The sequence below is a fragment of the Streptomyces sp. NPDC057287 genome, assembly GCF_042667905.1.
Classification (GTDB): domain Bacteria; phylum Actinomycetota; class Actinomycetes; order Streptomycetales; family Streptomycetaceae; genus Streptomyces.
Genome location: NZ_JBHUYV010000030.1, coordinates 28,563 through 47,600 on the forward strand (window position 1 = coordinate 28,563; position 19,038 = coordinate 47,600).

The window sequence follows — 19,038 nt, forward strand, 5'->3', positions numbered from 1 at the left end:
GTGCATACCGCCGGGACAGCCCACCCCGGGCGTTCGGGCGGGAAGGCGGCGGCGATACTGATTCCATGAAGCTCAGCCGCCCCGTCTCCTGGTTCCTGCTCGTCTTCGGAGCGTGGAGCTGGGTCATCTGGGTCACCTTTGTCAAAAATCTCTGGAAGGACGGCAGCGGGCTCGCGTTCGACGACGCGGGCGACCCGACCGCCTACTTCTGGGTCCATCTCATGCTCGCCGTCACCTCGTTTCTTCTGGGGACGGCCGTGGGGGTCATCGGGTTCCGTGGTGTCAGGGCTTCGCGCAGCGAAGGCAGATGACACGCCGGGCGCGGGCGGGCGTCCGGACAAGATCGTTACAGCGGGGGAGCGTACGTGATCGTGGTCTTCGTACTCGTGGCGGCCGCGGTTCTCGCGCTGCTCGCGGGAGTGCACCGGTATGTGTGGCGCCGGCTGATCGGTGACACGACGGAGAAGGGCGGCCTCGCACGCCGGGTGGGCACCGTCGCCGCCTTCGTGCTGCCGCTGCTGACGGTCGGGGCCCTGGTCTCCAGCCGCGCGGGGGTGCCCTTCCCGCTGCAGCAGGTGCTCGCCTGGCCGGGTTACCTGTGGCTGGCCGCCCTGCTCTACCTGACGCTCGCCCTGCTGGTGGGAGAGGCCGCCCGGCCCCTGCTGCGCCGGTTCCTCGCCCGCCGGGCCGGAGCGGCCGAGCACACGGACCGGTCCGGCGCCGGGGCCGACGGGCACGCGAACCAGCCGGCGGATCCGGCCGCCGGGCAGGTGGACCGGGCCGCGGCCGAGGCCGCCGGAGCCGCCACGGGCAGCACCCGTACGGATGCGGCGCCGCGCCCCGAGGTCACGGCCCCGGCCGTCGCCGACCCCTCCCGGCGACTGTTCGTCGCGCGTACGGTCGGCGGAGCCGCCGCCCTCGCAGGGCTCGGCACCGTCGGCTACGGCACCTACGGGGTGCTGCGCGGTCCCCGCACCAAGCGGATCACCATCCCGCTCGCCGGACTGCCGCGCTCCGCCCACGGCTTCCGCATCACCATGGTCAGCGACATCCACCTGGGCCCCATCCTGGGGCGCGCCCACACCCGGCGCGTCGTGGACGCGATCAACGCCACCAGCCCCGACCTGGTCGCCGTGGTCGGAGACCTCGTCGACGGATCGGTCGCCGACCTCGGCCCCGCGGCCGAGCCGCTCGCGCAGATCGAGGCGCGTCACGGCAGCTACTTCGTCACCGGGAACCACGAGTACTTCTCCGGTGCCGCCGAGTGGGTCGACCACGTGCGCGAGCTGGGCCTGCACCCGCTGGAGAACGCCCGCGTGGAGATCGCCGGCTTCGACCTCGCCGGTGTCAACGACGTCGCGGGTGAGAGCGAGGGCCAGGGCCCCGACTTCGCCCGCGCGCTCGGTGACCGGGACCGCGGCCGCGCCTCGGTCCTCCTCGCGCACCAGCCCGTCGTCATCGACGACGCCGTCGAGTACGGCGTCGGTCTCCAGCTCTCCGGCCACACCCACGGGGGCCAGCTCTGGCCGGGGAATCTGGTGGCCGAGCTCGCCAACCCGACCGTCGCCGGGTACGAACGCTACGGCGACACCCAGCTGTACGTCTCGCGCGGTGCCGGCGCATGGGGGCCGCCCGTACGCGTCGGCGCCCCCTCCGACATCACCGTGGTGCAACTCGCTTCCCCGCAGGCCTGAGTGCGAAACCTGTGAAGTGCCAGTCTGACCTTCCATATGTGAATATCGTGTGATTGAGTGACGGGGAACATGCGGCCGTGATGCGGTGAGGTGCCTCTCCATGCACGCGAGCCGGGGGCGGGTTGGCAAGGGAGCACGGCAATGCGGTTCATCCGTCTACGGATTCTCGCGATTCTGGCGGTATTGGTCATCGCAGGCGTCGGCGCCTGGCAACTGCTTCCCTCGGACGAGGTGAACGAGTCCCCGATCACGGTGGGCACGTCCGACGAAGTGACCTCCCTCGACCCGGCAGGCGCCTACGACGCCGGTTCCTGGGCGATCTACAGCAACCTCTACCAGTCCCTGATGACCTTCAGGTCCGGCGCGGTCGTACCGGAACCGGACGCTGCCAAGAGCTGCCGCTTCATCGGTCAGAAGCTCCAGACGTACCAGTGCGAGCTGCGGGACGACCTGACCTTCTCCAACGGCCGCAAGATCACGGCTGCGGACGTCAAGTACTCCTTCGACCGGATGCTCAGGATCAAGGCCGACGCAGGTCCCTCGGTGCTGTTCCCCAGCCTCGACACCATCGTGTCCGAGGGCCGGACGATCACCTTCAACCTGTCCTCGCGGGACGCGACGTTCCCGCAGAAGCTGGCGACGGGCGCCGGGTCCATCGTCGATCCCAGCCTGTACCCGAAGAACAAGCTCCGTACGGGTTCCCAGGCCGACGGCTCGGGCCCGTACACCCTCAAGTCGTACGAGCCCGGTGTCCGGGCGGAGCTGGTGCCCAACCCCGCCTACAAGGGCGCGTTGAAGAAGACGGGTGGGCCCGTCGACATCCGCTACTTCGAGGGGTCCGAGGCGCTCCAGGCCGCCTGGAAGGCCGGGGACGTCGATGTCACCCACCGTCAGCTTCCGTCCGAGCAGCTCGCCGAGCTCGACCCGGGCGCCGACGAGCAGCGCGTCACCGAGGCGGACAGCGCCGAGATCCGCAACCTCGTCTTCAACGTCCGTGACGGCTCGCCGCTCTCGGACAAGAAGGTCCGCCAGGCCATCGCCTGGCTCGTCGACCGCGGGCCGCTGGTCACCAAGGTCTACCGGAACACCGTCGAACCGCTCTACTCGCTGATCCCGCAGGGCTACATCGGGCACAGCACCCCCTTCTTCGACTCCTACCCGCAGTCCGATCCGAAGCGGGCCAGGGCGCTGATGGAGGAGGCCGGTGTGGTCCTTCCGCTGCACATCACCTTCGCCCACCGCGACGACGACGCCAACAAGGAGGAGTCCGCCGAGCTGGTCCGCCAGCTGGAGAAGGACGGGCTGTTCGAGGTCACGGAGAAGGCCGTGGAGTGGCAGGCGTTCCAGAAGGGCTACGCGGCCGGCGACTACGACGCGTACACCGTGGGCTGGCTCCCCGACTTCCCGGACCCGGACACCTTCAGCCAGCCTCTGGTCGGCCGCGAGAACTCGCTCCACAACGGTTACACCAGCGAGAAGATGGACGCGCTGATCGCGGCCACGCAGCAGTACAGCGACCGGGGCCGGACCTCGGCCGACTTCAAGGAACTGCAGCAACTGGTCGGCGAGGACGTCCCGCTGGTGCCGCTGTGGCAGAAGAAGGACTACGTCGTCAGCAAGCAGTCCGTGTCCGGGTCCCAGTACCTCTCCGACGGGACCGGGATCTGGCGGCTGTGGGAGCTCAGCTGGATCTGACGTCCCGCGCGCGGGACGTCCGCCCGGGCAGGAACTCCACCAGGACGTCGTGGATCTGCCGCACGAGCGGCCGCAGCACCCGGAAGCGGGAGAGCGAGATCGCCCGGGCGGCGATCGGGGCGGTGCGCTCGACGAGCCGGCGGCTGCGCTCCGTGCCCTCGGAGCGGTCGTAGACCCAGAACAGCACCAGCCCCATCTGCATCAGCCACATCAACTGCGGCAGCAGTGCGGTCAGTTCCGGGTCCGCCTTGACCGAGGAGCCCGCCAGGCAGCGCTCGTGCACCGAGATGACCGCGTCCCGGGCCGCGGCCGACTCCTCCGAGAAGGGGGAGAGAGGGCTGTCCGGGTCCGCGGCGTTCTTGAAGAACTGCGCGGCGAAGCGGTGGTACGGCCCGGCCACGTCCAGCCAGCTGAGCAGGACCCCCCGGATGCGTACGGCGAGATCCTCGTCCCCGGCCAGGACGGGCTGCACCGCCGTCTCGTGCTCGGCGGCGAGACGGTCGTAGAAGCCCTGGACCAGGTGTTCCTTCGACGAGAAGTAGTAGTAGGCGTTCCCGACGGAGACGCCTGCCTCCTGGGCGATGGCCCGCATCGTCGTCCTGTCGTACCCGCGCTCCTCGAAGAGCCGGAGCGCGGTCTCCAGGATCCGGGTGCGGGTCTGCTCGCTCTTCGGCGCCCCGGACCTGCCGGCCGTCCGGTCGTCTCCGGCCGGCTTCGAACGGTCCGCGTCCGCCACGTGCTTCTCTTGCTTCACCACGGTCCCAAGGCTAACCGGGAGATCCCCGCGCCGGAGCCGGGAGCCCGGACGCCGGTGGCGGGAGCCCGGACGCCGAGGGGCCCGTGAGGGCCCGCTCCGGTACGGCAAGGCGCGGGACGAGTGCCCCGTCCTCGGCTCAGGCGCTCATCGAGCGTGCGGTGTTGACCTGGGCCATGACCCACTGGAAGGTCTCGGGCCCCGTCGCGGGGATCATCGTCTGGTGATGGCGCCCGCCGCTGGTGACCGTGATCTGCACGAAGCCCGTCGTGCGCTTCTCCTTCATCAGGAGGAACAGCAGCCCGATGAGGCAGAACAGCGCGAAGACGATCGCCAGCACGATGCCGACCGTCGGGATCTTCTCCTCGGTGCGCGACATGTCGGTCGCCGTCCACACCGCGCCCTTGAGGGGCAGGGTGCCGGACGGGGTCACGATGCCGTCGTTCATCACCGTGATGTCACCGAGCGAGAGCATCGGCACGCCGCCGCCGCCCTGCTGCGCCGGCAGGTTGAAGCCGGGCTCGGTCGGCTGACCGGGGCCGGGGTAGCCGTACCCGGGGCCGGGCTGCGCCGCGGAGTCGGGCAGCGGCTGCGGATAGCCGTACGCCGGAGTGGCGCCCGGCGCCGGGTAGCCGTAGCCCTGGCCGTCCGGCATCGTGGGCGGGTTGCCCGGCTGCTGGGGCGGGCCCCACTTGTATGAGTCGTCCGCGTACGGATTCGGATCGCTCACAACGTTCCCCGTTCTCCATCAAGCCATCGTTCCCGTGCTGTGCTGCACCGGGAGACGCGAGCCGGTCACCGGCTCCGCATGACCGTACCGTCCCGGCCCGCCCGATGCACCAAGAGGCCCCCTTCCGCACACGGTCCGTGTGCGGAAGGGGGCCTCTTGGTGCGACGCGTGGGTCAGAAGCGGCGCGTGATCAGCGCGCGCTTCACTTCCTGAATCGCCTTGGTGACCTCGATGCCACGGGGGCAGGCGTCCGTGCAGTTGAACGTCGTGCGGCAACGCCACACGCCGTCACGGTCGTTGAGGATCTCCAGGCGCTGCTCGCCGCCCTCGTCACGCGAGTCGAAGATGAAGCGGTGCGCGTTGACGATGGCCGCCGGGCCGAAGTACTGGCCGTCGTTCCAGAACACCGGGCACGAGGACGTGCACGCGGCGCACAGGATGCACTTGGTGGTGTCGTCGAAGCGCTCGCGGTCCTCGGCGGACTGCAGGCGCTCGCGCGTCGGTTCGTTGCCCTTGGTGATGAGGAAGGGCATGACGTCGCGGTAGGCCTGGAAGAACGGGTCCATGTCGACCACGAGGTCCTTGAGGACCGTGAGGCCCTTGATGGCCTCGACCGTGATCGGCTTCTCCGGGTTGATGTCCTTGATCAGCGTCTTGCAGGCGAGCCTGTTCTTGCCGTTGATCCGCATCGCGTCGGAGCCGCAGATGCCGTGCGCGCAGGAACGGCGGAACGTCAGGGTGCCGTCCTGCTCCCACTTGATCTTGTGAAGGGCGTCGAGTACACGCTCCTTCGGGTCGATCGAGATCTGGAAGTCCTGCCACTGGGCCTCTTCGGAGACCTCGGGGTTGAAGCGCCGGATCCGGAACGTGGCCGTGATGTACGGGGTGTCGGCGAAGCCGGCCTCGGCCTTGTCGCTCTTTTCCAGGGTCGGGGTTGCCATCAGTACTTACGCTCCATCGGCTGGTAGCGGGTCGTGACGACCGGCTTGTAGTCGAGCCGGATCGACTCGGAGCCGTCGTCCGCGACCTCGCGGTACGCCATGGTGTGGCGCATGAAGTTGACGTCGTCGCGGTTCGGGTAGTCCTCGCGGTAGTGACCGCCGCGGGACTCCTTGCGTGCCAGCGCGGAGGTCGCCATGACCTCGGCCAGGTCGAGCAGGTTGCCCAGCTCGATGGCCTCCAGCAGGTCGGTGTTGAACCGCCTGCCCTTGTCCTGGACGGACACGTTGAGGTAGCGCGCCCGCAGCTCGGCGATCTTGTCGACCGCGGTCTTGATGGTCTGCTCGGTGCGGAACACCATCACGTTGGCGTCCATGCACTCCTGCAGCTCCGTGCGGAGCGCGTGGACCCGCTCGGTGCCCGTCGAGTTGCGCAGCCGCTCGACCTGCTCCTGGACCAGCTGCGCCGGGTTCTCGGGAAGCTCGACGAAGTCGTGCTTCGCGGAGTACTCGGCGGCGGCGATGCCCGAACGGCGCCCGAAGACGTTGATGTCGAGCAGCGAGTTGGTGCCCAGGCGGTTGGCGCCGTGCACGGAGACACACGCGACCTCGCCGGCGGCGTACAGGCCCGGGACGACGGTGGTGTTGTCGGCCAGCACCTCACCCTGGACGTTGGTCGGGATGCCGCCCATGGCGTAGTGCGCGGTCGGCTGGATCGGGATCGGGTCCGTGTAGGGCTCGATGCCGAGGTACGTGCGCGCGAACTCGGTGATGTCCGGGAGCTTCGCGTCCAGCTGCTCCGGCGGGAGGTGCGTGAGGTCGAGGTAGACGTGGTCGCCCTCGGGGCCGCAGCCGCGGCCCTCACGGATCTCCGTGTAGATGGAGCGGGACACGACGTCACGGGACGCGAGGTCCTTCATGACAGGCGCGTACTTCTCCATGAAGCGCTCGCCGTCCTTGTTGCGGAGGATGCCGCCCTCACCGCGGGCGCCCTCCGTCAGCAGGATGCCCATGCGCCAGATGCCCGTCGGGTGGAACTGGAAGAACTCCATGTCCTCCAGCGGCAGACCCCGGCGGTAGCAGGCGGCCTGGCCGTCACCGGTCAGGGTGTGCGCGTTCGACGTCACCTTGAAGAACTTGCCGGTGCCGCCCGAGGCGTAGATGACCGACTTCGCCTGGAAGACGTGGATCTCGCCGGTGGCCAGCTCGTAGGCGACGACGCCGGCGGACTTCTTGACGCCGTCCTCCTCGACGACCAGCTGGTCCAGGACGTAGAACTCGTTGAAGAACTCCACGCCCTCCTTGACGCAGTTCTGGTACAGCGTCTGGAGGATCATGTGGCCGGTGCGGTCGCCCGAGTAGCAGGCGCGACGGACCGGGGCCTCACCGTGGTTGCGGGAGTGACCGCCGAAGCGGCGCTGGTCGATCTTGCCCTCGGGCGTACGGCCGAACGGCAGGCCCATCTTCTCCAGGTCGAGGACGGCGTCGATGGCCTCCTTCGCGAGGATCTCGGCGGCGTCCTGGTCGACCAGGTAGTCGCCGCCCTTGATCGTGTCGAAGGTGTGCCACTCCCAGTTGTCCTCCTCCACGTTGGCGAGCGCGGCGGCCATGCCGCCCTGCGCCGCGCCCGTGTGGGAGCGGGTGGGGTAGAGCTTCGTCAGCACGGCGGTGCGGCTGCGCTTCGTCGACTCGATGGCCGCGCGCATGCCGGCGCCGCCGGCGCCGACGATGACGGTGTCGTACTTGTGGATCTGCATGGTTTTCCTCTGGTCCCTCTGTCCCGGCGCCTAGCGGATGTTCGGGTCGAAGGTGAAGATCACCAGCGTGCCCAGCAGGACGGTGAACACCGTGGCGGTGTACAGGAGCATCTTCAGCCAGAAGCGGGTGTTGTCCCGTTCGGCGTAGTCGTTGATGACCGTACGGAGGCCGTTGGCGCCGTGCAGCATGGCGAGCCACAGCATCGCCAGGTCCCAGACCTGCCAGAACGGCGAGGCCCAGCGGCCTGCGACGAAGGCGAAGCCGATCTTGGACACGCCGCCGTCGAGCACCAGCTGGATCAGCAGGTGGCCGATGACCAGGACGACCAGCACGATGCCCGACAGGCGCATGAAGAGCCAGGCGTACATCTCGAAGTTCGTGCGCGAGCCCTTGGGGGTCTTGCCCGTGCGCTTGCGCGGGGGCTCGATCACCGGGGCCGGGTTGTCGATGTCGTAGAGGCTCACGGCCTCGACGTCACCGATCGCCGACGACGAAGGAGTCTCGGTGGACATTGGCCTCAGCTCCCGAAGACTTCGCGTACGGCGTGGCCGAGGACGGGGTACAGGGCCCCGACCATCAGCACGATCCAGATACCCAGAACGGTCCAGAGCATCTGCTTCTGGTAGCGCGGGCCCTTGGCCCAGAAGTCCACGGCGACGATGCGGAGACCGTTCAGCGCGTGGAAGAGGATCGCGGCCACCAGGCCGTACTCGAGCAGCGCGACGATCGGGGTCTTGTAGGTGGCCACGACCTCGTCGTACGCCTCGGGGGAGACACGTACGAGTGACGTGTCAAGGACGTGTACGAACAGGAAGAAGAAAATGAGGACACCGGTGACTCGATGAGCCACCCAGGACCACATGCCTTCCCGGCCGCGGTACAGCGTTCCAGCCGGCACGGAAGAACCCTCCGGGAGCGGGGATTGGGGTCGGCCGGCTTGACTGTCGGTCTGACCCGGCCGGGTACGGTCCACCGGCCCTGGCCATCGTAGCGACGCTTTGTCGGTTCCATGGCGGCGGGGCCTCTGGTGTGATCAAAGCTGCAGTCAAACAGGCACGGACGGGCTACCTGGGGTCATATGCCACCGGGGGGAACGGGTCGGGCGCCATGCCCGCCTCCGTCACCAGCTCGATGATGTGGCCCCGGGCGAGTCGGCGCATCTCCTCCGCGGCGAGGCAGCGCTCCTCGTCCGGATCGTGCGCCAGCCGGGTCCGGATCGCGGCCAGCACCTGGTCGACGTGCTGGGAGGGGCGCAGGCCGTCGAGGCAGATCACGAAGGCGTGGCCGAACCGGCTCTCGTACGCGGCGTGCGCGGCGTGCAGAGCCAGGTGGGCGGCGCGGGGAGCGTCGTGGTGCAGGCAGGGCGCGCTCTCCGCGGCGAGGGCCTCCGCGAGGTCCGGGGGCGCCAGGTCGTAGCCCGCCTCGTCGGCGGCGGCCAGCAGCGTCTCCAGGTCCGGGTAGGGGCGGTGGGCCGCCATCCGCTGCGCCCAGCGGCTGCTGCCGCAGCACTCCAGCAGAGCGGCTTCGGCCAGGTCGCGGGGCCAGGCGTTGAAGCGGGCGAGGCCCTTCGAGTGGGCATACCCGCGTGTACTCGCGGACACTGGATCCGGAACGGGGGCCTCCACCGGGGCCTCGCGAAGGGCCGGGGCTGTGCCCCGGCACTGGACGGGAACGGCCGTCCGGCCTGCCTGCTGCGGTGGATTCGGCAGGTCGGCGTGGGACTCGCTGGACCTGGACAGCGGGACTCCTCGAATGAATGACATCTGTGACCCTGGAGAGGGGTCGGAGAGCGACGAGGTTGTGCGGAGGCGGGAGTGAGGACTGATTCCTGTGTGTCCTCACGCTAGCGAGGCCCGGCGACGCACAGCCGAAGGATGCGAGAAATTCACCCGGACGGGAGAGTTTCGGAACGCTTGATGGACGAATCAGTGGGTGAAATGCCCGGCTTTCTCATCTTCTTTGAACTGTTTCTCCCCCGATCCGGAGGTTTCTGACCGATGTCGCCCTCACGTGCACCCCTGGTGGCCGGTGCGGCCGTCGCGGTAGCCGCCGCAGTCACCCTGACCGTCGTCGTCTGGCCCGAGGACTCCGGTTCCGGCGCCGGGAACGGCGCGTCGGCCTCGTCCCGCACCTCCGCCTCACCGTCCCCCACCCGGAGCTACCCGCTCTCCACGACGCCGCGGACCATACCCGCGGTGCGTGAGCACACCGCCGCACGCGGGCCCGGCTGGAAACCGGACAAGGACAGCACGGTCGTCGCAGCCGACCCCGAGCTCGCCGACGAGGCGAAGCTGCTCGCCAAGGAGCTGAGGATCGGCTATCGGGGTGAGAAGTCACCCCGCTCCGGCGACGTCGAGCTGGCGCTCGCGGCCTCGGGCAAGGGCGGCCCGGAGTCGTACACCCTGAGGACCGCGGGCGACCGGGTCACGATCAGCGGCCCCGGCCAGGCGGGGGTGTTCTACGGGACCCGCACCCTCAAGCAGTCCCTGAACGCCGACGGCTCCATGCCCGAGGGCACGGTGCGGGACACCCCGGACCGGCCGCAGCGCGGACTCAACATCGACATCGCCCGCAAGCACTACAGCGCGGAATGGATCGAGGACCGGCTGCACGAGATGGCCGACCTCAAGCTCAACCAGCTCGGCCTCCACTTCTCCGACGACCAGGCCTTCCGGATCGAGTCCGACACGCATCCCGAGGTGGTCTCCGAGGACCACCTCAGCAAGGCCGAGGTGCGACGGATCGTGAAGCTCGCCCAGAGCCTCCACATCACCGTCGTCGGTGAGATCGACTCCCCGGGACACCTGGGCGCCGTGCTGCGTGCCCACCCCGACCTCCAGCTGACCGACACGCAGGGCGTCGCACGGAAGGGCGCCGTCGACATCTCGAAGGCGGAGTCGGCAAAGATCGTCGACGACCTGCTCGGCGAGTACGCGGCGCTCTTCCCCGGCGACTGGTTCCACGTCGGCGCGGACGAGTACCAGGCGCTGACCGTGAGCGACCCGGCGGCCTCCTTCCCGCAGCTGGCCGCGGCCGCGCGGGAGAAGTACGGCGACGACGCCTCGATCCAGGACCTGGCGGAGGGCTGGCTGAACGACCGGGCCGCGGTCATCCGCAAGGCGGAGAAGACCCCGAAGGCGTGGAACGACGGCTTCTTCAGCGGCGGGACGGTCACCGGGAACAAGGGCATCGAGGTCGAGTACTGGACGGGCAAGGAGATCGGCGCCCGGCCGCCCCAGGACTACCTGGCCGAGGGCCGCAAGGTGATCAACCTCAACGACGAGTACCTCTACTACGTGCTGGGCGAGCCCAACGACTTCACGTACCCGACGGGGGAGCGCATCTACGAGCAGTGGACCCCGTTCGTCCTGCGCGGCACCGAGCCGGTGGCCGAGCGCTGGTCGAAGCAGATCCTGGGCGGCCGGTTCGCGGTCTGGGGCGACTTCCCGAACGCGCAGACCCAGGCCCAGGTGGCGGCCGGCATCCGGATGCCGCTCAACGCGGTCTCCCAGAAGCTGTGGGACCCGGGCAAGCCCGAGTTGAGCTGGGCCGAATTCAAGACACTGGCCGACGAGGTCGATTCGTCGGACTGACGCGTATCTCCGTGGACATGATCACGGCGAAGGGCTAGGTTCCGCGAGCCGCGCACCCCGGGGAGGGGTGCGCGGCTCATGCGTCACCGACGAAGCCCGGGGGGCTCCACATCATGATGTGCACCAGATGCGGACTGAGACCGATCGCGTCGGCCGGGGGGCGCTGCACCCGCTGCGCGGCCATGTATCCCTCACCGCCGAACGGACCGACGGCCGCGACTCCGGCCCCGCCCGCGGTAGCGGGGTACCGGCTGCGGTCACCCGTAGGGCTCGCCAGGGCGGTGGTCGTGCTGCTCGGCGCCGTCGTCGCCACCGACGTGTCGGCGCTCGTGGCGGGACTGAACGTCCGGAACGAGTTCGCCGGCCTCGGGGAATCGGCGCCGTTCGACCCCGCCACGGCCGATCGCGCCGAGATCCTCCACGGCGTCGCCGGCGGTCTCCAGCTGCTGGCGGTGCTCGCCACTGCCGTCGTCTTCATCATCTGGTTCCACCGGGTACGGATCAACGCCGAGGTGTTCGACGCGGGTCTGCAACCCATGCGCCCGGGCTGGGCGATCGGCGGCTGGTTCATCCCCTTCGCCAACTTCTGGCTGCCGCGCCGGGTCGCCGCCGGGGTCTGGGCGGCGAGCGCGCAGACGCACCCGGACGGCAGTTGGCGCACGGTCTCCAAGGTCCCGCTCGATCTCTGGTGGACGCTGTGGGTCGTGTCGACCCTCTTCACCCGGTTCGCCTCCAAGACCTATGACCAGGCCGAGCTGTCCGAGGTCGCAGGCGCCGTGACCCTGGTCATGGCGGCCGACGGCCTCGACATCGCCGCCGCCGTCCTCGCGATCCTCTTCGTGCGGAAGCTGACCCGGATGCAGGGTGAGCGCGCAGCCCTCGGCGTGACCCCGCTCTCCGCCCCCGTGCAGACCGGACCGGCGCCGGTCTGAGTTGACCCGATTTCGCGCTTCCCCGCGGTGCCGGGCGGGAAGAATGGCAGCCCGGACCGCGGGGGGAGCACGACGTGGGCTTCTGGGGCTTGTATCTGGTGGGCCGCAGCGGGGAGCCGCTCATCGGCCACCCCGCGCTGCGTGACGCGCGCGAGCGGCTGACGTTGCGGGAGTACCGCGCGGACGGCTGGCAGGTCTGGTCCCACCCCACGGAGCCCTCGCTCGGCAGTATGACCGCACTCGCCGACGCCGCGCGTGCGCCCGTCCTCCTCGGCTTCGTCATGGACGGCGTCTGCGTGGCCGTCGAGGCGGCGGCGCCGCACAGCGGGTCCTGGTACGCCTGCCTCGGCAGGGCGCCGATGGCGGCGCATCTGGACCGCGACGGCACGACGATCGAGGACTTCTTCCTGCCACCCGAGGACGCGGCGGCCCGGGCGGTGGAGTGGGCGGCCGAAACCGGTCGGGGTGTCCTCGAAGGGCCCTTGCTCGAACTGCTCCGTATCGAGCAGCCCGCATGGTCCGCAGAGGAACTTTTCTTCGCTTTTCTGGACCGTCTGGGCATCGAGAGCCTGTCCGGCTGAGTCCCGTTGTGATCTTCCGTGTCGGGAGAGTGACGCTTTTCAGCCATCTGGCGCAGTACGCGGTAAGCGGGAAGCGGTGAGCTCCCGGGAACCGATGGACCGATGGGGGAGGCGACGATGAGTCTTGTGGAGCTGATCGCCGGTGCCGACGGACGAGGTCTGGCGGCGAGCGGGCTCGCCTGCCTGGACCGCTGCCTCCCTCCGCCCGAGGCCGGGGGCGACCCGGAGCCGCTGCGCCCGCTCTGGGCGAGCTGCGAGAGCGGAGCGGAATGGGCGGCCCGGCTCGACGGCGTGCACGCGGCGCTGGAGGCCGCCGCGGAGAGCGACGCCGTCGCGGCCCGCGTCCGCGCGCTGCTCGGCGCCGCGCCCCGGGACTTCGCCGCGGGGCCGCTGCGCGCGTGGGCGGACGCCTGCTCGCACCTCGCCCTGGACGTCCACCGGGAGTGCGACGTCCCGGCCGGCGGCACGGAGACGCCCGGGCGCTCCGGCCCCGCGGACGGCGGTCCGCTCGTCGCGGGTGAACTCCGCCGGCAGGCCCTGATCCTGGAGACCCTCGCCGAGACCGCCGGCACGCCGGGCGGCGGCGCCGGCCTGCGCCGTGTCCTGGACCTGTCGACCGAGGGCCGCCGGGTGCTGCGCGCGGTGATGTCCCGCCGTGCCCGGGGCCGCGGCCGGTCCGTGTCGTCTCCCTGAAGTGGCGTCACGGGAGGGAGGGGACGACGACCGGGGCCGCCACCCCCCACAGGAGAGGCCCCGGCCGTCTTCCACAGGGCCGCAGAGCGGCCCCGTACTCATCTCAGCGCCACAGGTGCGTTTTCTGTCACACCGCACTGCGTCAGGAGACAGTTGCGGGTTGTACAAGTCATGGACGGGGCACCGTCCGACCACGTAGCGTGCTGAGTCACGCAGGGTGGCGCAGTAGTGGTGACCAGCTACGATTCGGATCAGCAGGGCGGGTTGAGGGAGTGCTGGGGGACGACGCGGAGCTGACCGCCGCGGTGCTCGCGGCACAGGACGGGGACGAGGACGCCTTCCGGACTGTGTACCGCGCTGTGCACCCGCGGCTTGTGGGCTACATACGGACGCTGGTCGGTGAACCGGACGCCGAGGACGTGGCGTCCGAGTCCTGGCTGCAGATAGCGCGCGACCTCGACCGGTTCAGCGGCGACGCCGACCGGTTCCGCGGCTGGGCGGCCCGGATAGCGCGCAACCGCTCGCTCGATCACCTGCGGATGCGAGGCAGGCGCCCGGCGATCGGCGGTGACGAGAGCGAACTGGCCGGTGAACCCGCCGAGTCCGACACGGCGGGCGAGGCGCTGGAATCGCTGGCCACCGGACGCACCATGTCGCTCATCGCGCAGCTGCCGCAGGACCAGGCCGAGGCGGTCGTGCTCCGCGTGGTGATCGGGCTCGATGCCAAGAGCGCGGCCCGGACCCTGGGCAAGAGGCCCGGAGCGGTGCGCACCGCCGCCCACCGCGGACTGAAGCGGCTGGCGGAGCTGGTCGGTGCCGACCCCGGCCCGGAGGACGAGATTCCGGCGCCCGGCCCGGAGCTCGGTGCCGTACCCGCGCAGCGCCCGGGCAGGCAGGGTGCGGCGGCGCCGGCCGGTGTGACGCATTCGCGTCCGTGGACGCAGAAGGACATGTGATGGCCGACGAGCAGCACGAGTGGCTCGACGCGGACGTGGCGGAGAAGTTGCTCCGCGGCGAGCCCGTCGGGCCCGTCGACGATCATGCGGAACCCGAGGCCCGGCGGCTCCAGGACGCGCTGGTCGCGCTGCGGACCGCGGCCCCGTCCGGTGACGAACTGCCCGGTGAGGCCGCTGTTCTGGCCGCTTTCCGTGAGGCGTCCCGGGGCGGGAGGAGAGCGGCTGCGGCGAGCCCCGCAGGACGTGCGGGGCAGCAGGACGCTCTGCACACGGTACGGATCGGGAAGCCCGCGGCCCCGGTCCGGCGTCCGCGCTGGACCCGCCCGGTGCGCTACGGCCTCGCCGTCTCGCTCGTCGGGTGCGCGCTCGGAGGGGTCGCGGTCGCCGCGGGCACGGGTGTGCTTCCCGCGCCGTTCGGGGGCCACGGCTCGCCGGTTCCGGCCACGTCCGTCTCGGCGGGGGCCTCTCCCGAGGAGCTCGGCGCGGAGGTGCCCGACGCGGGTGGGCCTTCGCCGCTGCCCTCCGTCACCGCCGGTGTGCCCGCCCCTCCGCCGCCCTCGGAGGTGCCGGACGTGCCCGACGGCGCGGACGGCGGGACGGCCGGGAGCGATGGGCCGACCGGGCAGGACGGCGGCAGTCAGGACGGCGGGGACGAGGCCCGGGACAGTGGCGACGCCCCCCAGGACGGCACGGGCGGCCGGGAGACTCCGGGAAGATCCCCGGCCGAGGTCTACAAGAAGTCGGTCAGGGCCTGCCGTGACTACCGCGCGGACTCCCTGAGCCGGCAGGACGAGCACCGGCTCCTCGAACTGGCCGACGGAGCGGCGAACCTGGACCGCTTCTGCGACCGCCTCCTGGACGCGGACGGCCGCACCGGCGGGCGGGACGAGGACGGCCGGGGCGACGGCGGGGACGACGGCGGAACGGGCGCCGGGGACGGCGAGGGCTCTCTTCCCTCCATCACCTTCCGCACACAGGCCGCGGAGAGCGAGCAGGACGGCGTGGAGCAGGGCGGCCCCGACCGGCAGCCGGCGCCCGCCGCGGGCTCCTCGCCCCTCTCCCGGGCAACGCGCTGACCTGCACGAACGCGCCAGCTGTAACGTTCTTCGGTGTTCCGGCGCAGTAGTGAGTGCCGACTGGTCATCGGCCGCGCGACGAGCCGGGGTTCCCCCCGTACCTTCGGCTCAGCGCATCCGGCGCGGGCGGGACACGTTCCCCCGGTCCCGCCCGCGCCCCTGATCCGCCGAGTGCGCGCTACCAGTAGATGACGACCTTGTCGCCGTCCCGCACCTGGGCGAAGAGCGACGCGATCTTCCCCTCGTCCCGCACGTTCACACATCCGTGCGAGGCGCCGCTGTAGCCGCGCGCCGCGAAGTCCGACGAGTAGTGCACCGCCTGGCCGCCGCTGAAGAACATGGCGTACGGCATGGGGGAGTCGTAGAGCGTCGACACGTGGTGGCGGGACTTCCAGTACACCGAGAAGACGCCGTCACGGGTGGGCGTGTACTGGGAGCCGAACCGCACGTCCATCGAGGAGACGACCCTGCCGTCGATCATCCACGACAGCGTGCGGCTGTTCTTGCTGATGCACAGGACGCGGCCCTTCAGACAGCGGGCGTCGGGCTTCGCGACCGCCGGCCCGGCGGCGGGCGGGTCGAGTTCCTTCGCCGTCGGCTTCCGGGTCATCGCGAGCAGCCGCTCCCAGGTGACCGTGTCGGTCCTGCCCGTCCGGGACAGGTGCCGTTTGCCCTGGAAGGACTGCACGGCGGCCACGGTGACGGTGCCGTAGTACCCGGTCGGACTGCGGTCGAAGTGCCCGATCTGGCGCAGCCGGGCCTGGAGCTCCCGTACGCGCCCGCTCCGGTCGCCGACGGACATCAGGGTCCTGGGCTCCGGGGTGGGGCGCGCGCTCGGGCTCCGTGAGCCGGTGGCCGTGGGGGGTGCCGGGTCGCCGCCCGGCTTGGCGTCGTCCGTGGGGCGCGGGCCCGGCTCCGTCACGGCGGCGGTGGGTTCCGCCGCCCCCACCTTCTCGACCTTGCAGCCGGTCGTCAGTGCGGCCAGCGCGAGCACGCCGACAGCCGCCGCGGCCGCCGCACGCACGCTGCGCGCGTGGCTGTTCTCCCGTACGCGTCCCATTTCTCTGCCCCCTGGCTCGCCGTCGCGGCGCCGGTCGCGCGTGACCCGTCGCGCGTGGACGGGCATCTCATGAGACGGATTCCCGCTCTGCCCGGTTGCCGAATCCTGCGCATGATGGGAGACGTGCGTCCGGGTCCTCGGGGACGAGCCGTGAGCAAGGTCCCGGCGGGTGCTCGCGCGGGCCGTGGCGCCGTCGCCGAGTCCGTCGCACGATGTGTTACCGACAAGCAGCTTGAGCGGGAGGCACAGCACATGACGCGTGAGTCCGAGTCGGGACTGCCCATCGAGCCGGTGTACGGGCCGGAGGCCCTCGACGGCTGGTCGGCCGAGGAGAAGCTGGGCGCGCCGGGCGCCTACCCCTTCACGCGTGGTGTCTACCCCACGATGTACACGGGCCGCCCGTGGACGATGCGGCAGTACGCGGGATTCGGCACCGCCACCGAGTCCAACGCCCGCTACAAGCAGCTGATCGCCAACGGCACGGCCGGTCTGTCCGTCGCGTTCGACCTGCCGACCCAGATGGGGCACGACTCGGACGCCCCCATCGCCTCCGGCGAGGTCGGCAAGGTCGGGGTGGCGATCGACTCGGTCGACGACATGCGCGTCCTCTTCGACGGGATCCCGCTGGGCGAGGTCTCGACCTCGATGACCATCAACGCCCCCGCCGCGCTCCTCCTGCTGCTCTACCAACTGGTGGCAGAGGAGCAGGGAGTGCCGGCCGACCGGCTGACGGGCACCGTCCAGAACGACGTGCTCAAGGAGTACATCGCCCGGGGCACCTACATCTTCCCGCCGAAGCCGTCGCTGCGGCTCATCGCCGACATCTTCAAGTACTGCCGGGCCGAGATCCCGAAGTGGAACACCATCTCGATCTCCGGCTACCACATGGCCGAGGCGGGTGCCTCGCCCGCGCAGGAGATCGCTTTCACCCTCGCGGACGGCATCGAGTACCTCCGCACCGCCGTGGCGGCCGGCATGGACGTGGACGACTTCGCGCCGAGGCTCTCCTTCTTCTTCGTCGCCCGTACGACGATCCTCGAAGAGGTCGCCAAATTCCGTGCCGCGCGCCGGATCTGGGCGCGGGTGATGCGGGAGGAGTTCGGTGCGGAGAACCCCAAGTCGCTGATGCTGCGCTTCCACACCCAGACCGCGGGCGTCCAGCTCACCGCCCAGCAGCCGGAGGTCAACCTCGTCCGGGTCGCCGTGCAGGGCCTGGGCGCGGTCCTCGGAGGCACGCAGTCGCTCCACACCAACTCCTTCGACGAGGCCATCGCCCTGCCGACGGACAAGTCGGCGCGACTCGCGCTGCGCACCCAGCAGGTCCTGGCGTACGAGACGGACGTGACGGCCACCGTCGACCCCTTCGCCGGCAGCTACGTCGTCGAGAGGATGACCGACGACGTCGAGGCCGCGGCCCTGGAGCTGATGGCCAGGGTCGAGGACATGGGCGGCGCGGTCGGCGCCATCGAGCGCGGCTTCCAGAAGAGCGAGATCGAGCGCAGCGCCTACCGCATCGCGCAGGAGACGGACAGCGGCGAGCGCGTGGTCGTCGGCGTCAACCGCTTCCGCCTGGACGAGGAGGAGCCGTACGAGCCGCTCCGCGTCGACCCGGCGATCGAGGCCCGGCAGGCGGCCCGGCTGGCGAAGCTCCGCGCGGAGCGCGACCAGGGAGCGGTGGACGCGGCGCTCGTGGAACTGAAGAAGGCGGCGGAGGGTACGGACAACGTGCTCCACCCGATGAAGGACGCCCTCGCGGCGCGGGCCACGGTGGGCGAGGTCTGCGACGCCCTGCGGGAGGTCTGGGGCGCGTACGTCCCGACGGACGCGTTCTGAGGACCCCTTTCGCGGCTCTCCGCGATGTGGAACGGCTGAACGGAGTGTCGTAGCCGCGTGCGACACTCCGTTCATGCTAGGTGTCACCGATCTTCCGACCTATCTCGCCGGCCTGGTGCTGATCATCCTCCTGCCGGGTCCGAACTCGCTGTACGTGCTTTCCGTCGGCGCCAGACGCGGGGTGCGCACGGGTTACGTGGCCGCCGCCGGGGTGTGGACCGGGGACACGATCCTGATGACGCTGTCCGCGCTCGGCGCCGCCTCCCTGCTGCAGACGACGCCGCTGCTGTTCGCGGTCGTCAAGTACGCGGGCGCGGGCTATCTGACCTGGATGGCGATCGGGATGATGCGGACGGCCGTGTCGATGTGGCGCGAACGGCACCAGCACATGGCCGGGCTGGGAGTGGAGGAGGAGGCCTCCGCGAAGGAGACGGAGCATCCCTACCGGCGGGCGCTCGTGGTCAGCCTCTTCAATCCCAAGCTGATCCTGTTCCTCATCTCCTTCTTCGTGCAGTTCGTCGATCCGGGCTACGCCTACCCCGGCCTGTCCTTCCTGCTGCTGGGCACCCTGCTGCAGATCGGCAGCTTCCTCTACCTCTCGGCGCTCATATTCGGCGGCACCCGCCTGTCCGCCGCCTTCCGCCGCCGCAAGCGGCTGTCGGCAGGGGCCACTTCGGCGGCGGGTGTGCTGTTCCTCGGGTTCGCGGCGAAGCTGTCGTTCAGCAGCGTGTGAGCGCGGCGGTGG

Annotated in this window: 19 protein-coding genes; 11 read left to right on the forward strand and 8 right to left on the reverse strand. The window is 70.5% G+C overall.

Annotation, left to right across the window (positions count from 1 at the left end):
- Window positions 1-65: 65 nt before the first annotated feature.
- The 3 genes from ACFUNE_RS36225 to ACFUNE_RS36235 all read left to right on the forward strand — a co-directional run bounded on the left by ACFUNE_RS36225 (window position 66) and on the right by ACFUNE_RS36235 (window position 3,389).
- A complete protein-coding gene (locus ACFUNE_RS36225) occupies window positions 66-311 on the forward strand; it encodes an SCO4848 family membrane protein (RefSeq protein WP_383577002.1) in 246 nt (81 codons plus the stop codon).
- A gap of 54 nt (window positions 312-365) precedes the next feature.
- The gene (locus tag ACFUNE_RS36230) at window positions 366-1,694 is read left to right on the forward strand and encodes a metallophosphoesterase (protein ID WP_383577004.1); all 1,329 of its coding nucleotides are present in this window, start codon (window positions 366-368) and stop codon (window positions 1,692-1,694) included.
- Window positions 1,695-1,835: 141 nt separating this feature from the next.
- Complete coding sequence (locus tag ACFUNE_RS36235; protein ID WP_383577006.1) at window positions 1,836-3,389, forward strand: ABC transporter substrate-binding protein; 1,554 nt, start codon at window positions 1,836-1,838, stop codon at window positions 3,387-3,389.
- Here the strand turns inward: ACFUNE_RS36235 and ACFUNE_RS36240 are convergent.
- The 7 genes from ACFUNE_RS36240 to ACFUNE_RS36270 all read right to left on the reverse strand — a co-directional run bounded on the left by ACFUNE_RS36240 (window position 3,376) and on the right by ACFUNE_RS36270 (window position 9,194).
- Window positions 3,376-4,146: a TetR family transcriptional regulator gene (locus ACFUNE_RS36240; RefSeq protein WP_383577008.1), complete on the reverse strand. Its 771-nt coding sequence runs from the start codon at window positions 4,144-4,146 to the stop codon at window positions 3,376-3,378. The two genes, ACFUNE_RS36235 and ACFUNE_RS36240, sit on opposite strands and share 14 nt — an antisense overlap.
- 136 nt (window positions 4,147-4,282) lie before the next feature.
- Window positions 4,283-4,873, reverse strand: a complete 591-nt coding sequence (locus tag ACFUNE_RS36245) for a hypothetical protein (protein WP_383577010.1) — start codon at window positions 4,871-4,873, stop codon at window positions 4,283-4,285.
- A 173-nt stretch (window positions 4,874-5,046) separates the two neighbouring features.
- Window positions 5,047-5,814, reverse strand: coding sequence for a succinate dehydrogenase iron-sulfur subunit (locus tag ACFUNE_RS36250; protein ID WP_383577012.1), 768 nt, complete (start codon window positions 5,812-5,814; stop codon window positions 5,047-5,049).
- Window positions 5,814-7,568, reverse strand: a complete 1,755-nt coding sequence (gene sdhA / locus ACFUNE_RS36255) for a succinate dehydrogenase flavoprotein subunit (protein WP_383577014.1) — start codon at window positions 7,566-7,568, stop codon at window positions 5,814-5,816. The genes ACFUNE_RS36250 and sdhA overlap by 1 nt, the downstream gene beginning before the upstream one ends.
- A gap of 30 nt (window positions 7,569-7,598) precedes the next feature.
- Window positions 7,599-8,081 (reverse strand): succinate dehydrogenase hydrophobic membrane anchor subunit, encoded by a 483-nt coding sequence (locus tag ACFUNE_RS36260; RefSeq protein ID WP_383577016.1) that lies wholly within the window; start codon window positions 8,079-8,081, stop codon window positions 7,599-7,601.
- Window positions 8,082-8,086: 5 nt separating this feature from the next.
- Window positions 8,087-8,467 (reverse strand): succinate dehydrogenase, cytochrome b556 subunit, encoded by a 381-nt coding sequence (gene sdhC, locus ACFUNE_RS36265; RefSeq protein ID WP_383577018.1) that lies wholly within the window; start codon window positions 8,465-8,467, stop codon window positions 8,087-8,089.
- A gap of 166 nt (window positions 8,468-8,633) precedes the next feature.
- Window positions 8,634-9,194: a 2-oxo-4-hydroxy-4-carboxy-5-ureidoimidazoline decarboxylase gene (locus ACFUNE_RS36270; RefSeq protein ID WP_383577086.1), complete on the reverse strand. Its 561-nt coding sequence runs from the start codon at window positions 9,192-9,194 to the stop codon at window positions 8,634-8,636.
- 372 nt (window positions 9,195-9,566) lie between these two features.
- Here ACFUNE_RS36270 and ACFUNE_RS36275 point away from each other — a divergent pair, with 372 nt between their 5' ends.
- The 6 genes from ACFUNE_RS36275 (at window position 9,567) to ACFUNE_RS36300 (ending at window position 15,400) form a co-directional block, all read left to right on the forward strand.
- Entirely contained in the window at window positions 9,567-11,162 is a 1,596-nt protein-coding gene (locus ACFUNE_RS36275) for a family 20 glycosylhydrolase (RefSeq protein ID WP_383577020.1), read from the forward strand.
- 182 nt (window positions 11,163-11,344) lie between these two features.
- Window positions 11,345-12,094 carry a DUF4328 domain-containing protein gene (locus ACFUNE_RS36280; protein ID WP_383577022.1) on the forward strand — a complete coding sequence of 250 codons (750 nt, stop codon included), beginning with the start codon at window positions 11,345-11,347 and terminating at the stop codon, window positions 12,092-12,094.
- Between the two features lie 74 nt (window positions 12,095-12,168).
- Window positions 12,169-12,675 (forward strand): hypothetical protein, encoded by a 507-nt coding sequence (locus ACFUNE_RS36285; RefSeq protein WP_383577024.1) that lies wholly within the window; start codon window positions 12,169-12,171, stop codon window positions 12,673-12,675.
- A 117-nt stretch (window positions 12,676-12,792) separates the two neighbouring features.
- Window positions 12,793-13,368 carry a hypothetical protein gene (locus ACFUNE_RS36290; RefSeq protein WP_383577026.1) on the forward strand — a complete coding sequence of 192 codons (576 nt, stop codon included), beginning with the start codon at window positions 12,793-12,795 and terminating at the stop codon, window positions 13,366-13,368.
- 272 nt (window positions 13,369-13,640) lie between these two features.
- Entirely contained in the window at window positions 13,641-14,324 is a 684-nt protein-coding gene (locus tag ACFUNE_RS36295) for an RNA polymerase sigma factor (protein WP_383577028.1), read from the forward strand.
- Window positions 14,324-15,400: a hypothetical protein gene (locus tag ACFUNE_RS36300; RefSeq protein ID WP_383577030.1), complete on the forward strand. Its 1,077-nt coding sequence runs from the start codon at window positions 14,324-14,326 to the stop codon at window positions 15,398-15,400. The genes ACFUNE_RS36295 and ACFUNE_RS36300 overlap by 1 nt, the downstream gene beginning before the upstream one ends.
- A 178-nt stretch (window positions 15,401-15,578) precedes the next feature.
- Here the strand turns inward: ACFUNE_RS36300 and ACFUNE_RS36305 are convergent, their stop codons facing one another.
- Window positions 15,579-16,460, reverse strand: a complete 882-nt coding sequence (locus ACFUNE_RS36305; protein ID WP_383577032.1) for a L,D-transpeptidase family protein — start codon at window positions 16,458-16,460, stop codon at window positions 15,579-15,581.
- Between the two features lie 252 nt (window positions 16,461-16,712).
- On the opposite strand from ACFUNE_RS36305, the gene ACFUNE_RS36310 reads away from it, so the two are divergent.
- The gene (locus tag ACFUNE_RS36310) at window positions 16,713-18,293 is read left to right on the forward strand and encodes a methylmalonyl-CoA mutase (protein ID WP_383577034.1); all 1,581 of its coding nucleotides are present in this window, start codon (window positions 16,713-16,715) and stop codon (window positions 18,291-18,293) included.
- A gap of 73 nt (window positions 18,294-18,366) precedes the next feature.
- The gene (gene leuE, locus ACFUNE_RS36315; RefSeq protein ID WP_383577036.1) at window positions 18,367-19,026 is read left to right on the forward strand and encodes a leucine efflux protein LeuE; all 660 of its coding nucleotides are present in this window, start codon (window positions 18,367-18,369) and stop codon (window positions 19,024-19,026) included.
- The last annotated feature ends 12 nt before the right edge of the window (window positions 19,027-19,038 follow it).